Here is a 15,300-nt window from a genome sequence, read left to right as displayed (position 1 = left end):
GCTGGCTTTCTGATAAAACCCACTGTAACAAAGTGGGTTTTTTTATTGCGTTAAGGACAATAGATGCACGAATTAGAAGATTTACGCGTACTGGTGCAGGCGCACAGCCCGCTTATTGTAATTGAGAGTTACGAAGAGCCACGGGCGCTGCTACTGATAAAGCGGTTGGCAATAAATTTAATGCGGCCTGTGTTCAAGTGGAGCATTACCGAGGGCTTACATCGGCTAGATGGCGACCATACTGCGCAGGCGTTTAATGCCGATGCGACTAATTTATTAGCGCAAATAAAAGCTACGCGTAATCCGGGTATTTTCGTTTTGTGCGATTTCCACCCGTTTTTAGCCGAACCCAAGCATGTGCGTTATATAAAAGAGATAGCACAAACGCATGAACAGCTAGGCCATACCCTTATTTTACTTAGTCATGCTATTGAGGTGCCACCCGAGCTAGCACGGCTGTGTTACCGTTTTGAACTTAGCCTGCCATCAGATCAACAAATTCGGCAGTTAGTGCATGAAATGGCTGATAGCTATGCAAGTAAACAAGGTCATCTTGTAGATTTGCCACCGGAGCAGGTTAGCTTACTGGTACAAAATTTACGCGGTCTAACTTTTGCTGAGGTAAAACGATTGGCTTACAAAGCCATTGCTGATGATGGCGCGATAACGGCTGATGATATTCCGCGCATTAACCGTGCTAAGTTCAGCCTGTTGCAAACCGATGGTGTATTGTCGCAGGTGTTTGATAGCGGCAATTTTAGCAATGTTATTGGTCTGGCTAACCTTAAACACTGGATAGCTCAGCGGCAGCGGGCGTTTATCGAGCAACAGGCCGATACCCCCAAAGGTTTGTTGTTAACCGGTGTACAGGGTACGGGAAAAAGTTTGGCGGCCAAGGCGATCGCCGGCAGCTGGAGTTTGCCGCTGCTTCGCCTTGATATGGCTGCGCTTTACAACAAGTATATAGGCGAGACTGAGAAAAATCTCAGTCAGGCGTTAGCGCTGGCCGATGCGATGTCGCCGTGTGTACTGTGGATTGACGAGATTGAAAAAGGGCTGGCGGCAGGTGATAACGACGGTGGTGTGTCGCGGCGCTTACTGGGTAGCTTTTTAACCTGGTTGTCCGAGCGTAAGTCTCAGGTGTTTTTAGTGGCAACAGCAAATAATATTCATGAACTGGCACCGGAACTGCTTAGGAAAGGTCGCTTTGATGAGATATTTTTCGTTGATTTGCCGACAGAAACTGAGTGCTTACAACTGCTAAACCTACATTTATCAAAACGTAATTTATTGCTGGCTGAGAATGACCTAAACACTGCATTGGCGCTGTGTCGAGGTTTTTCTGGTGCAGAGCTGGAGCAAGCTGTTGTCGGTGCCAGTTTTCGTGCCAGAGCTGAACAGGTGTCATTTGCGCTTAGCCATTTAACGGCGGAGCTGACCGCTACGCAACCCTTGTCTGTGGTTATGGCGGAACAGGTTAATGCACTTCGTCACTGGGCGCTTGAACGCTGTGTTAAAGCGTAAATTAAGGCATGGGTAATGCAATATAAAAACCAGCTACGTAATTTTTATATCCCGGAAGAGCAGTCTATTTATCTGCTTAACGCCAATGATGCAAAAAAACTTAAAGACTGGGTGGCATTGTGTATTTCAGAGCTGGAAAAGTTAGGTTACAAAGATATTTCCCTTATTGGCAAGGGGGCTTATGGCTTTGCTTTTGCCGGGCTTGATAACAGCGCTCAAGCCTGTGTATTTAAATTTTCCCGTATTAATTTGCCTCAGCATATTCAGGAACGGTTGGCTGAAGAAGCCTATATGCTATCACAGGTTCACCACCCTAATGTGCCGCGCTATATCACCTATCAGGTGGTGAAAAAGCAAGGCATTTTAATGATGCAGCGCGGTAAAGGCATTGATTTAGAGCGCTATAGCTTGCAGCATGGCCGCCTGAGCGCGCGGCTGGTTGTTGATATTGCTGGCCAGCTGGCCGATGTACTACTGGCACTGCGTAGTTACTATAAAGATGGTGCGCTTCAGCCCATCGTCCATGGTGATATTAAGCCGTCAAATCTGGTGTTTGATGAGCAAACCGGACGCATCAGTCTTATTGATTGGGGCTCATCGGTATTTGCGCAGGTGGATGCCCAGGGGCAATATTTGTCAAATAATGTGATGCAGCTAATGTCAGCCGACTTACAAAGTTCAAACGCCCGTATGGGCGATGTTTACTTTATCGGCGCCGATCAGCGTGCCGGGGCGCTATCCAGCCCGCGTTTTGACGAACAGGGCGTGGCAAGTACTTTATATGCTTTGGCATCTGGACAGTCGTGCCGCTTTGGCTTTAAAGCCATTCCGGCACGTAGTTTGGGCTTGCCGGTAGAGTTTGCCACGTTGCTGGACAGCATGTTATCAGACGACGCTCAGCTTCGTAGCCAAGCGGGCGATTTCTTTATGCAGCAGATGCCAAGGCTAACGCATTTAGTGCTACCGGAACGCCAGCTGTTTGATGATGAGGCGTTATTGCCGGTATGGGTGAGCCCGCAAGCAAGAGAACTGGATACCGTAGTGTACTCTTCACGTAAGTCGTTTTTGCGTGAGCACAGCGAGCAGGACGGTATAGCCTATGTCGATGATGTTCAGCTGGAGCGTTACTATAAAAATTATCTCGAGGGCATGGGGGAAACAGAAAAAGCCTTTGTTGCTGCAGTTAGCCGCCTGGCACGTTATCCGGTTGTTGGTGGGTTAGCTATTCATTGGCAAGCGAGTGGGGTCTATATTGATTCAAGTTTAAATTTATATGATGCGAGTTTAGCGTCATCTTTCGCGCTTAGCGTCAATAATGTCGTGACGTTGGCTCGAGCCATTGCAAAGGTCGGTATTTTCAAAGCGTGTTTATTCAATGCACGTAATACCATCCATATTAGTCGAACCACCACTTCAACTCCATTTTTAGCGCCACCAGACGCTATGATCCCTTATCAACTGGCCCCGGTACTTAGTGGTGAGGATGCCAGTAAACAACACTCTTATTTTGAAGATGGCAAAGATCCGGACGAACAGTTAGTGTTACCTGATGCCATTATGGATGACATAGCCCGATTAAATTTAATTCGGCATACCGGCTGTATTATTTTTGAAGTTACCAATCTTTATATGAAAATTCATAGTTACTATCGTTTGTTAGATCCCAAAGCAGAGGCAGAGTTTAACAGGCTGTTGCAAAGTATTTTATCAAAGGTATCTTTGATAAGTGGTGAAGGTGTGGGGGGCTTTATGAAGTTACCTTATAAAGACACGCGCTTTTTTAGTCATCAGGCCCAGCAACCGGTATGTTACTATCCGGCTAACCCATACAGAAATGAGTGAGCCTGTTGTACAAAACTCACGCGATTAAGCCCGCAATACAGTGAAAATCGGGTAGCTAGAGAAATCTTTGGCGTGAAGAGGTTTAAATTGTCAGGTAAAACGAGTAATGTACGGGTTTTGAGTGCTAACCAGAATTCCTTATTTCATGCCAAATGAAAAAACTGCTGAATACCGTCTGCTAAATCTACAGGCACAGGCTTTAATAGAGCAAGAAACCGATCTTATCGCTAACATGGCAAATTTAAGTGCGCTATTGTTTAATCAACTGCCAGATTTAAATTGGGCGGGGTTTTACCTGATGCGTGATGGTGAGCTTGTGCTGGGACCATTTCAGGGCCAAGTTGCCTGTGTTCGTATTGCTGTTGGAAAAGGCGTTTGCGGTACTGCTGTTGCAACAGGCGAAACACAGTTGGTCAAGGACGTACATGAGTTTCCCGGACATATTGCTTGTGATGCGGCCAGTAACTCCGAAATTGTACTGCCACTGCGCCATAAAGGTGAAATAATCGCGGTGCTGGACATTGATAGCCCATCTATTGCAAGGTTTGATCAGGATGACAAAGATGGGTTAGAGCAGCTAATCATGATGTTTGAACAACATTTGGCTGCAATACCATGAAAGATTCAATTTCGTTGCACGACTATTTGTTTGATATGGCAGATATTGGTGACTGGGAGGGCGACGAGGAACTGGTTACAGACAAGATAAATGCCATTTACCATACGGTGTGGCAAGCTTTGCCGGAAGATATCAGTTCAGCACAGGTCGACGTTCTGTTACCTGGAATATGGGATCAGCTTCGCGGTGGTACTGTGCTGCTAGAGGCAGATGAAGACGAATTAATTGATTGGGCGTTGGCATATGTTCGCCAACAGCTGGAAGAAGGTATTCCGCTAACGGATACTGCAGATGAAGAAGAGTGAAGCGTTAATGACCACCCCAACAGAACAAAGTGTTAAAGTAAGCAATGTAAAAGATATACTGACGTACTTAGCGGCGCAGTTCCCAGCATGCTTTAGTTTAACAGGCGAACCCAAACCACTGAAAATTGGCATTTTTCAGGATTTAGCACACCGATTACAAGATGATGCAACCGTCAGTAAGACTCAGTTGCGTCAGGCTCTGCGGGTTTATACCTCTAGCTGGCGTTATTTAGAATCGACGAAAGAAGGGGTTGCCCGCGTCGATTTGGATGGCGCCCCCGGTGACGTGATTGATGCGTCTCAAGCAGAACACGCCAATAAAGTATTGGATGAAAGTAAAGCCAAAGCTGCTGAAAAACGTAAAGCTAAGATAGCTGAAGCCAAGGCAAAACAAGCTAACGTAGCGGCTGACAAACCTGCTTACAAAAAAATGCCGAACAAAAAGGCACCGTCCCCGTCTAAAAGCACTAAAGTACATCAGAAACCAGCCAGTGCAGTCGAAACTGTTACTCAGCCGGCGCCATCGTTACAGAAAGCATCAGCTGAGCATGTTGTTGTTGGTGGTAAAGTACTGTTAAAGTTAGGGCAAAGCCCAATGTTGGCAACGGTACTTGAAATACATAAAGACGATGTGACTGTGCAGCTTGGGTCTGGTATGGTTATTAAAACCCGTCAGGACAGCTTGTATTTGGCCTGATCTATTCAGAGTAGCTTATGAAAAAATTATCAGTAGTTGCAGCAGCTCTTATCGTCGCCTTTAGCATAAACGCCTCTCCTGAGTCTAAAACAGAGCCTTTGGTATTACCAACAATGGCACAGGACGCCCAACATGCTACGGCAAGTAAGCGCATTACGGCATTATTTAAGCGCGGGCATTACAGCGCCGTTCAACTGGATGACGAATTGTCATCCAAAATGTTTGATAGTTATCTGAAAAATTTAGATTATTATCGCAACGTACTGTTAAAAAAAGATATTGCTAGCTTTGAACAGTATCGTGACAAATTTGACGATGCGTTAGATAAAGGTAATTTGAACTTTGCCTATGATATGTACAATCTTACGCTAAAGCGTCGTTTTGAACGTTTTGACTATGCATTAGCACTATTAGACAAAGGTTTTGATTTTTTTGGCGATGATCAATACGTTTACGATAGAGAAAATGCCAGCTGGCCAGAAAGTGAAGCTGAACTTGATGAAATCTGGCGGCAACGCGTTAAATTTGATGCCCTAAATTTAAAATTGGCTGGAAAAACTCACGAAGAAATATCCACCATTTTGGCTAAGCGTTATCGTTATAGCCAGAAACGTTTGACACAATCTGAAAGTGAAGACGTTTTTCAATTAGTAATGAATTCTTTCGCTCGCAGTATTGAAGCGCATACGTCTTATTTATCACCAAGAAATGCCGATCGTTTCCAACAAGAAATGAATTTATCATTAGAAGGTATTGGTGCAGTTTTACGTGCTGACGAAGATTACACCGTAATTCAGAGTTTGGTACCGGGTGGTCCGGCAGACACTACGCAAAAATTAAAACCTAAAGATAAAATTATTGGTGTTGCGCAGGACAAAGCTGACTTTGTCGATGTCATAGGTTGGCGTTTGGATGATGTGGTCGACCTAATTAAGGGACCAAAAGGCAGTACCGTGCGCTTGCAAGTGTTAGGTGCAAACGATATTGGTACCAATCAAGCGCAAGTTATCAGTATTGTGCGTGACAAAATTCGGTTGGAAGATCGCGCCGCTAAAGCAGAAGTATTTAAACCACAGTTGTCTGAATTAGATCAAAAAATCGGTGTAATAAACATACCTGGTTTTTATAATAATTTATCTGAGGACGTTAAAAAGCTGCTTGTTGAGTTAAAAGAGCAGAATGTTGACGGTATTATTGTCGACTTACGTGGTAACGGTGGTGGTTCTTTACAAGAAGCGACTTTATTAACGGGCTTGTTCATTGAGCGTGGCCCAGTTGTACAAATTCGTGAAGGTGATGGCAAGGTATCAGTATCACAAGATACTGATGATGTTAGCTTCTACGATGGTCCATTAACGGTAATGGTTGACCGTTACAGTGCGTCTGCATCAGAAATTTTTGCAGCCGCTATGCAGGATTATGGTCGGGCTCTTATTGTTGGTGAACAAACCTTTGGCAAAGGCACTGTGCAGCAGCATCGTAGCTTGAAGCGTGTTTATGACATGTTTGAAAATGATATAGGCAGCGTACAATATACCATTGCAAAATTTTATCGTATCAATGGTGGTAGTACACAACACAAAGGTGTTATCCCTGATATCCAATTTCCTACAGCTATTGACCCGGCTGAATGGGGCGAGAGTAAAGAAGAATATGCTTTACCCTGGGATTCTATTAATGCTGCACGTTATGACAGTCTGCACGATATTAGTAGTGTAGTCCCTATATTGCGTGAAAAGCATCATGCCCGTATTCAACGAGAAGCTGAGTTTCAATATCTGTTAGATGACATTGCTGAATACAAGCAAAAAGCAGACGACAAAACGTTGTCTCTTAAAGAAGCAGAGCGGATTGCAGAGCGCGATAAAAATAAAGCTGAGCAATTAGTACGCTTAAATACCCGGCTTAAGCGATTTGGTATGCCAGCGGTTACATCATTAGATGATGTACCAGAAAAGCTGGAAAAGCTGGATCCTTTTTTAGAGGAAGCGGCGAATATCACAGCAGATTACAAGATGGTAAGTCGATTAGCCAAAAAATAAGGGCTAGTTCGTTACCCTCCAAGCAAGGCGGCTTAGTTAGCGCCTTGTTTAATATTAGAAATATCATAATAATTATAAAGGTTTACTATGGCTATACGTGGTGAATTCTCATCGAGAATTGGCTTCATTCTTGCTGCTTCGGGATCAGCAGTTGGCTTGGGGAATATTTGGGGGTTTCCGGCGCAGGTTGCCAGTAATGGTGGTGCTGCATTTGTTTTAATGTATCTTATCCTTGCCTTTGTACTGGCTTATCCGGTGCTAATGGCAGAGTTTCTTATTGGTCGGTCCACCAAGTCTAACGTGGTAGATGCATTAGGAACCGTTGCTAAGGGCGGAGTAGGCCGATTAGTGGGGATGTGGGGCATTGCTACCGTATCTTTAATACTCGCGTTTTACGGTATTGTTGGTGGCTGGATGCTGGCCTACGCTTTTGAAGCGTTAGCAAGCTTGTTTGGTTTAGAAGATGTTGCCCAATGGCTAGTGTCATCGTCTTTAAGTCGTAATATCCTGTTTTGCGCGTTGTTTATGTTGCTGACGGTGGGGATTGTTAGTGGTGGAGTCGTAAAAGGCATTGAACGCTGGTCAGTTCGTTTAATGCCAACGTTGTTTGCCATCATGCTACTGCTTTTCGGTTATGTGATGACCCAAGATGGCGCAATGGATGGCTTGAAAGTTTATTTACTGCCAGATTTCTCTCAAGTATTAAATCCAAATTTATTAGTAAGTGCCATGGGACAAGCATTTTTCTCAATGTCCTTAGGCGTCGGTACTATGCTGATCTACGGCTCTTATGTTAGTCACAATGAAAACCTGCCTAAACTTGGTGCTGCAGTATCGCTTATAGATATTGGCGTTGCTGTTTTGGCAGGGTTGCTAATCATTCCCGCGATGTATGTTGCGCTGCATAATGGTGTGCAAATTTTTGGAGAAAACGGCAAGTTACTTGCTGAAGACACCTTAATTTTTGCAGTATTACCATCATTATTCGACACCATGGGTTTAGTTGGTATTTTTGTTGCCCTGGCGTTCTTTCTACTTATGTCTATTGCATCTTTAACGTCCTCTATCTCTATGCTGGAAGTCCCTGTGTCGTATGTGGTTGAAAAACGCAATGTCACAAGACAAAAAGCAGTTTGGATAATTGCAGCAATTATTTTTAGCCTCAGTGTGCTGATTATTATAAATTTCAATACGTTGTTTGGTTTTGTTATCACGCTGACTACACGTTATAGCCAGCCACTGCTTGGGCTTATGCTATGTATTTTCGCCGGTTGGGTTTGGCGACGGAATGACATCTTACAGGAACTTAAAAAAGGCGATGAACATGCCGAGCAAAGCTTGTTCTGGCGAATTTGGCCGTGGTATGTGAAATTTGTCTGCCCGGTAGTTATCGTATTTATGTTCTATAGGTCGCTGTAAGCGTTTGTCGCATTTCTCTATAACAATAAGAAACTAAAAGGCGTTGGCAGCGCCTTTTATCAATTGGAGCAATACCATGTCTGCTAAGCAACCCAGTTTTCTGGATGCATCTATACCCCTTTTGGTACTGGTAATACTGTTATCAGCATCGGTTTATTTATTTGGTGATAATTCATCATACGGCCCTAACCAAATTGCCTTGTTTATGGCCACTGCAGTAGCTGTGGTTGTTGGTTTGAAAAATGGTTATAGCTGGTCTGTTATTGAAAAAGCGATGGTTAACGGCATTTCCTTATCTTTAGGTGCTGTGCTTATTTTGTTATCAGTTGGTGCTTTAATCGGTACTTGGATGCTCTCAGGTACGGTGCCAACACTAATTTATTATGGCTTGCAGTTATTAAGCCCTAGTTGGTTCTATGCGGCGAGCTGTTTATTGTGTGGCATAGTCGCGATGAGTATCGGCAGTTCATGGACCACTGCCGCAACAATTGGTGTTGCCTTAATTGGTGTGGCTCAGGGCTTGGGGTTGTCACCGGCCATTACTGCGGGAGCCATTGTGTCAGGTGCTTATTTTGGTGACAAAATTTCTCCGTTAAGTGAAACGACAAATTTAGCCCCTGCAGTTGCTGGTGCCGATTTATTTGACCACATACGCCATATGTTATGGACCACGGTACCCAGTTTTATCTTAGCTTTGTTATTATTTACTGTAATTGGATTTAACTCTGACGTGAGTGCAGATTTTGCACGTATTAATGAAATTAGTCAGGTGTTGACTGAGAATTTTTCTATTAGTGCTATTTCCCTTGTTCCTTTATTTATTTTACTGACTATGGCAGTGAAAAAAGTTCCGGCATTTCCAACCGTGTTTATCGGTGCTTTATTAGGTGCAGTGTGGGCAGTATTTTTTCAGCAAGATCTGATGTCTCGTTTGGTAGAACAAGATGTGGGTTATACACTAGCGTCTATTAAGCTTATTTGGCATATTTTTCATGCTGGGTTTGTTATTGAAACTGGTAATGCCAGTTTAAATGACCTGCTAAGTGGTGGGGGCATGTCAAGCATGCTCAATACTATTTGGTTGGTATTTTGTGCCATGATGTTTGGCGCCACCATTGAAAAAATCGGTTTGTTGCGTAAATTTGTTGAATCAATTTTGTTTTTTGCAAAAAGCACCGGGTCGTTAATTACCAGTACTATTGCTACGTGCTTTGTTACTAATGTACTAACGGCAGATCAGTATATGTCTATTGTTATGCCTGGACGGATGTTTAAAGAAGAATATGAGCGGCGCAACCTGGCGCCGGTAAACTTATCTCGCACGCTGGAAGATGGCGGCACTATTACTAGCCCGCTAATCCCTTGGAATACATGTGGTGCTTATATGCATAGTGTGTTACAGGTTAGCCCGCTGGATTATGCTATGTATGCATTTTTTAATCTAATTAATCCTGTGTTGGCGATTATTTATGCCTACTGTGGCATTAAAATTTTAAAACTTACCCCACCAGACTCAGTGGTTCAGGAAGTAGTGGCAAAAGCCTGACACCGTTTACAGAAAAAAGCCTGATTCGTTCAGGCTTTTTTGTCTGTACAGTGAGTAAATTTTTTTAACAGCTTCAGGATAGTATTATGGTTCAACTTAATAACAGAAAGGCTGTAAACAGGCACGACTATAAGTGCCCTGAGTTTCTTGTCTCGCATATCAACTTATTTTTTGAATTAGATACAAAAGCGACTAAGGTAACTTCTGTCATGCAGGTACACCGCCAGCTTACTGGCGCCGCACTGGTATTAGATGGACAGCAGCTAGAATTGCTTCGTGTTGCTGTAGATGGCAAAGATTTGCAGTGCAGTGAGTATCACCAAGATAACGAGACTTTGACGATTGCTAATTTGCCTGACAGATGTGAATTGACAGTTGTTACACAAATTTCACCGTTAGACAATACCGCCCTTGAAGGCTTGTATCTGGCTGAAGACACCTTCTGCACTCAATGTGAAGCGCAAGGTTTTCGGCGTATTAGTTATGCGTTAGACCGGCCAGATGTGTTGGCTGAATATCATGTCACGATTAAAGCTGACGCACAGCGTTACCCTTACTTACTCTCAAACGGCAATAAAGTAGCAGAACACATAGATAGTGACGGCAACAGAATTGTACAGTGGCATGATCCCTTTCCAAAACCCTGTTACCTGTTTGCACTGGTAGCTGGCGATTTTGATTTACTTACTGAGCAATTTGTTACGCAAAGTGGCCGAAATGTCGCGCTACAGCTGTTTGTAGATAAAGGACAGGCTGCTAAAGGGCATTTTGCGCTACAAGCGCTTAAACGTGCAATGCGTTGGGATGAACAGCGCTTTAATCTGGAATATGACCTTGACATCTATATGATAGTCGCCGTTGACTTTTTTAACATGGGCGCAATGGAAAACAAGGGTCTTAATGTTTTTAACAGTAAATACGTATTGGCCGACAACAATACTGCCACTGACCGGGACTATTTTAATATTGAATCAATTATTGGCCACGAGTATTTTCATAACTGGACGGGAAATCGGGTAACGTGCCGGGACTGGTTTCAACTTAGCTTGAAAGAGGGCCTAACCGTATTCCGTGATCAGGAATTCAGTGCCGATATGGGATCAGCAACCTTATGTCGAATTGATGCAGTAAAGTTGATAAGAACCGCGCAATTTGCAGAAGATGCCAGTCCGATGGCGCATCCTATTCGTCCTGAATCAGTGTTGGAAATGAATAACTTCTATACTGTTACTGTGTACGATAAAGGTGCGGAAGTGATCCGTATGCTTCAAACCATCCTGGGTCGTGATAAGTTTAATCAAGGCTTAGCGCTATATTTACAGCGACATGACGGGCAAGCAGCAACCTGCGATGACTTTGTTCAAGCAATGCAAGACGCGAGCGGTAAAGAACTATCACTGTTTTCGCGTTGGTATAGCCAGTCGGGTACACCAGAACTTACTGTGCAGCAAAAATTTAACGTACTAACTGGCCAGCTGTGTTTAACGTTACAGCAACACACGCCGGTGACAGCCGATCAGGCAAATAAACACTCTCTCTGTATTCCGGTACAGATTGAGTTGTTGTTGCAAGACGGCAGTAAACAAACCCATTTACTGCTATTGGAACAGGAAACTCAGCAATTTGTATTTGACGATTTGAGTACAGAACCTGTCATAGTCTGGTTAGCACATTTTTCGGCACCCGTTAAACTACATCAGCAAAATGACGACTCTACTTTATTAAACATTGCGGCGCATGCTACAGATGGTGTTGCTCGCTGGGATGCGATGCAGCAGTTTTGGAACAGTAAGGTTCAGCAACTCGTCGCTGGAGCCGATGCATTTGCGATTTTGCCAGAGCAGCTTTTTAGCTTAATGGGCCAGTGGTTAGCTACACCATCGCCAGATTTAGCACTTACCGCTGAACTGCTAACATTACCTGATTTCGACACGCTTGCAGAGCAATACACGGAGATCCCGGTGGAGGCTATTCTGTCAGCTCTACACCAGTGCAATTTGCTTCTCGCAACGAGATTACAACGTGATGTGGTCAGTTGTTATCAGCAACTGTCACCTCAACCCTATCGTTATGACGATGAGTCCGCGGGGCGGCGTAAATTAGCAGCGGTATGTCTTAAATATATCGCACTGTTGCCTGAGCAGAACAGTGATGTCGTCATAAAGCACTATGAACAGTCTGACAATATGACCGACACCATTTCAGCTTTACAGGTGTCCCAGCAATATTTGACGAATACGTTTTCTGTATTGATTGAAGATTTTATCTCGAAATGGCAAGACAATGTGTTGGCTATGGATAAAGCATTTTCGTTGATAGCTACCGATCGATCAGAGCACGTTTTTGACGGTATTGAAAAAATGCTTTCGCATCCGCTGTTTAGTTGGAAAAATCCAAACCGGGTACGAGCACTATTTTCAGCATTTAGCTTACGGAATCCTGACCAATTTCATCGTATTGATGGCAAAGGGTATAATTTGTTGCAACAGACAGTTGCAACAATGGACTCTATTAATCCTCAGGTTGCCGCAAGGCTGGTCACGCCCTTACTTAGTTGGCGTCGTTTTGACAGTGAGCGTCAGCAGCTGATGCGTAACGCCTTGCAGATACTTGCTTCACATGACAGCTTGAGCAATGATTTATTCGAAAAGGTGAATCGAAGTCTTAACTAATGCAACGCTATTTTTTTAATGCCATGCTCACTACAGACCAGTGCTATGGTTATTATCGTGGTGAAATATCTTACGTTGTTGTTACTACGGACAACGGTACACGTGTGCAGCTGGCATTTCGTCATTTTCAGCCATTTGTTGACAGTAACGGAATAAGAGGGCGTTTTCGTTTAACCATTAGTGAGCAGGGGGCTTTTATCAGTCTTGAAAAAATTAATTAGAGTTTATACTTTAAACGCTTGGTTGAAAGCTCACCTTGCATAAAGGTGAGCTTTGGCCTTTAATTTCATTGAGTTATAAATGCTTGTTTAGCTGTAAAGTCTTAAGATTAAACCTGAAAACAGTGAACTCGTGTGAAAGTTAATCAAAAAAAACAAAAACTGAATACAAATCAACAGATTTACGTAACAACGGCCCTTGCCTGTAGCTTGAAATGATGTAATTATTTTAGCTAAGTAGGCTGAGATCGGATCAGTTGGCTTAGTATTATAACTAAAAGAACATTTACATATCCTGCAGGGACAGGGGGGGAGATAACAAGATGAATAAAAGGTCATTAACCTTTGCTAAGAAGCCCTTAGCCGCAGGTGTTGCCTCAGCGCTGTTAGCCTTGTCAATGGCTCCGGCACAAGCAGCATCCTGGGACTTTGGTGATGTTAATATTACTTTCGACTCTACTTTTTCATACGGCGGCAGCTGGCGGATGGAAGATCGTAACTTAAATACCATCAGTAAAGCTAACCAACCTCGTTTTGATTGGACAGGTTATAACGCTGCAACCAACAACATTTATTCGCCGTCACAAATTTGGAATACGCCAGGCCCAGGCTCGTATTCTAGTAATGGTGATGCAGGTAATTTAAATTACGATAGGGGCGACATGTTTAGCAGCCTTGCTAAAGGTTTGCATGAATTGTCTATCTCTAAAGATAATATCGGTTTGTTTACCCGTTTTATGTATTTCTACGATTTCGCTCTAATGGACGGTGATCGTGCTTATACCAACCCTGTATCGGGTAATTATGTTGACCCTTGTGCAGATGATGATGCACGTGATTTAACCTGTCGTGATATTCGTTTGTTGGATGCTTATGTATACGGCAACTTCAGTTTTAACGACGGTATGAATCCGGTTACGGTTAAAGTTGGCCAACAAGTACTAAGCTGGGGTGAAAGTACGTTAATACAGCATGGTATTAATATTACGCCAATAGACGTTGGTGTTGCTCGTGCACCTGGCGCAGAGTTGAAAGAAGCTTATATTCCAGTGGGGATGGCAACAATTAACATCGGTTTGACTGAAAACTTGTCAACTGAACTATTTTATCAGTATCAGTGGGTAAATAGTTATTTACCGGTACCTGGTACTTATTTCTCTACCAATGATTTTGCTGGTGAAGGTGGTTATTTGCAAAACGTACAGCTGGGTTTTGCGGGTAATCCAGATATCGATTTAGATCACGTGTTGCTAAACCTGAATATGTTAGGTGCAGGCGTAGCCTCTGGTGCTATTCCGGCCACTTTAGCCGGTCAAGCCTATTTGGCGTATCCGACAAAAGTAACTTTACGTCCTTATGGCAGTGCAGGTGAAATTGAACCAGAAGATGGTGGCCAGTACGGTATTAAGTTTGACTACTTTGCCTCAGAACTTAATGATACAGAATTCGCTTTGTATTACATGAATTACCATAGCCGGGTGCCCGTAATTTCAGGTATTGCTTCTGATTTTTCTCAAGCCGGTGCTGATATTGGCAGATTGGTATCAATGGTAGCCAATGGTGGTGTTACTAAAGAAAATATCTCTGATTTAGCGGCATTTTCAAAAGCATTAATTGAATACCCTGAAGACATTAAACTTTATGGTTTTAGTTTTAACACAACGGTAGGTGAAACCTCTGTTGCTGCTGAACTAGCGTATCGTCAAGATGAACCATTACAAATCGATGATGTTGAGATTTTGTATGCCGGTATGCCAGAGCAATTGGCAAATGCAGGTTTACGCCCAGATTTAGCCGGTATTTCTCAGATTGGCCGTGATACACGTTATGGTGAAAAGGTGTTACCAGGTCAGAAAGCCAATGGCTTTATTTTGGCTGATACCTTACAGGCACAAATGACGTTCACCCATTTATTCGGACCTACATTAGGTGCTGACAACCTAACTATGCTGGCAGAAGTGGGTGGTATTCGCATCCAGGATATGCCAGATCAAGACGTATTGCGGTTAAATGGTCCTAATACCGACCGTAGTGGTGCGCCTCTGTTAAATGGCAATGGCGTAGCAATTCCGGGCTTGCATACCGGTTTGTCAGATGGTGCCGAAACTAACCCGTTCCCAACGGCGTCTGCTTGGGGTTACCGCTTATTAGCAAAAGCGGATTATAACAACGTGTTCGCTGGTGTGAACTTATCTCAGCGCATGGTGTTTTCACACGATGTCAACGGCATAACACCTGATCCGCTGTTTATGTTTGTTGAAGATCGTAAATCACTAGCATATGCCGTAAGTTTTGATTACCTGAGCAAATGGTCAGGTGAAGTGTCTTACAATGTATTCTGGGGTGGTCAGGGCACTACAAATAACGTAGCAGACCGTGATTTTATCTCTTTCAATATCAAGTACTCTATTTAAGG

At 43.5% G+C, this 15,300-nt stretch carries 11 protein-coding genes; all 11 read left to right on the top strand.

The annotated features are described in order from the left end of the window. Nucleotides 1-63 precede the first annotated feature (63 nt). The 11 genes from H595_RS0104515 to H595_RS0104465 all read left to right on the top strand — a co-directional run bounded on the left by H595_RS0104515 (nt 64) and on the right by H595_RS0104465 (nt 15,298). Complete coding sequence (locus tag H595_RS0104515; RefSeq protein ID WP_027670128.1) at nt 64-1,524, top strand: AAA family ATPase; 1,461 nt, start codon at nt 64-66, stop codon at nt 1,522-1,524. Between the two features lie 15 nt (nt 1,525-1,539). Then, a complete protein-coding gene (locus tag H595_RS0104510; protein ID WP_027670127.1) occupies nt 1,540-3,366 on the top strand; it encodes a protein kinase domain-containing protein in 1,827 nt (608 codons plus the stop codon). Nucleotides 3,367-3,511: 145 nt separating this feature from the next. After that, the gene (locus H595_RS0104505) at nt 3,512-3,985 is read left to right on the top strand and encodes a GAF domain-containing protein (protein WP_027670126.1); all 474 of its coding nucleotides are present in this window, start codon (nt 3,512-3,514) and stop codon (nt 3,983-3,985) included. Continuing rightward, nucleotides 3,982-4,290, top strand: coding sequence for a hypothetical protein (locus H595_RS0104500; protein ID WP_027670125.1), 309 nt, complete (start codon nt 3,982-3,984; stop codon nt 4,288-4,290). The genes H595_RS0104505 and H595_RS0104500 overlap by 4 nt, the downstream gene beginning before the upstream one ends. Further along, a complete protein-coding gene (gene proQ, locus H595_RS0104495; protein WP_240474823.1) occupies nt 4,277-4,987 on the top strand; it encodes an RNA chaperone ProQ in 711 nt (236 codons plus the stop codon). Before H595_RS0104500 ends, proQ begins: the two co-directional genes overlap by 14 nt. Nucleotides 4,988-5,004: 17 nt before the next feature. Further along, on the top strand, nt 5,005-7,029 hold the full coding sequence (prc, locus tag H595_RS0104490; RefSeq protein WP_027670123.1) for a carboxy terminal-processing peptidase: 2,025 nt from the start codon (nt 5,005-5,007) through the stop codon (nt 7,027-7,029). An 87-nt stretch (nt 7,030-7,116) separates the two neighbouring features. Continuing rightward, nucleotides 7,117-8,448, top strand: coding sequence for a sodium-dependent transporter (locus tag H595_RS0104485; RefSeq protein ID WP_027670122.1), 1,332 nt, complete (start codon nt 7,117-7,119; stop codon nt 8,446-8,448). A 76-nt stretch (nt 8,449-8,524) separates the two neighbouring features. Next, nucleotides 8,525-9,994 carry a Na+/H+ antiporter NhaC gene (gene nhaC, locus H595_RS0104480; RefSeq protein ID WP_027670121.1) on the top strand — a complete coding sequence of 490 codons (1,470 nt, stop codon included), beginning with the start codon at nt 8,525-8,527 and terminating at the stop codon, nt 9,992-9,994. 86 nt (nt 9,995-10,080) lie between these two features. Next, nucleotides 10,081-12,666 (top strand): aminopeptidase N, encoded by a 2,586-nt coding sequence (pepN, locus tag H595_RS0104475; protein ID WP_027670120.1) that lies wholly within the window; start codon nt 10,081-10,083, stop codon nt 12,664-12,666. After that, nucleotides 12,666-12,887 carry a DUF2835 family protein gene (locus H595_RS0104470; protein WP_027670119.1) on the top strand — a complete coding sequence of 74 codons (222 nt, stop codon included), beginning with the start codon at nt 12,666-12,668 and terminating at the stop codon, nt 12,885-12,887. The genes pepN and H595_RS0104470 overlap by 1 nt, the downstream gene beginning before the upstream one ends. Nucleotides 12,888-13,207: 320 nt before the next feature. Then, the gene (locus H595_RS0104465) at nt 13,208-15,298 is read left to right on the top strand and encodes a DUF1302 domain-containing protein (RefSeq protein ID WP_027670118.1); all 2,091 of its coding nucleotides are present in this window, start codon (nt 13,208-13,210) and stop codon (nt 15,296-15,298) included. Nucleotides 15,299-15,300: the final 2 nt, after the last annotated feature.

Origin of the sequence: Rheinheimera baltica DSM 14885 (genome assembly GCF_000425345.1) — a bacterium.
In the GTDB taxonomy this organism is placed as follows: Bacteria; Pseudomonadota; Gammaproteobacteria; order Enterobacterales; family Alteromonadaceae; genus Alishewanella; species Alishewanella baltica.
The sequence above is the reverse complement of the archived record's forward strand: the minus strand, read 5'-3'. Positions and strand labels throughout refer to the sequence as shown.

Bases quoted from the DNA above. Each gene is read 5' to 3' on its own strand.
- nhaC (WP_027670121.1), top strand. From the start codon at position 8,525: ATGTCTGCTAAGCAACCCAGTTTTCTGGATGCATCTATACCCCTTTTG.
- H595_RS0104485 (WP_027670122.1), top strand. From the start codon at position 7,117: ATGGCTATACGTGGTGAATTCTCATCGAGAATTGGCTTCATTCTTGCT.
- H595_RS0104465 (WP_027670118.1), top strand. From the start codon at position 13,208: ATGAATAAAAGGTCATTAACCTTTGCTAAGAAGCCCTTAGCCGCAGGT.
- H595_RS0104470 (WP_027670119.1), top strand. From the start codon at position 12,666: ATGCAACGCTATTTTTTTAATGCCATGCTCACTACAGACCAGTGCTAT.
- proQ (WP_240474823.1), top strand. From the start codon at position 4,277: ATGAAGAAGAGTGAAGCGTTAATGACCACCCCAACAGAACAAAGTGTT.
- prc (WP_027670123.1), top strand. From the start codon at position 5,005: ATGAAAAAATTATCAGTAGTTGCAGCAGCTCTTATCGTCGCCTTTAGC.
- H595_RS0104515 (WP_027670128.1), top strand. From the start codon at position 64: ATGCACGAATTAGAAGATTTACGCGTACTGGTGCAGGCGCACAGCCCG.
- H595_RS0104510 (WP_027670127.1), top strand. From the start codon at position 1,540: ATGCAATATAAAAACCAGCTACGTAATTTTTATATCCCGGAAGAGCAG.
- H595_RS0104500 (WP_027670125.1), top strand. From the start codon at position 3,982: ATGAAAGATTCAATTTCGTTGCACGACTATTTGTTTGATATGGCAGAT.
- pepN (WP_027670120.1), top strand. From the start codon at position 10,081: ATGGTTCAACTTAATAACAGAAAGGCTGTAAACAGGCACGACTATAAG.
- H595_RS0104505 (WP_027670126.1), top strand. From the start codon at position 3,512: ATGCCAAATGAAAAAACTGCTGAATACCGTCTGCTAAATCTACAGGCA.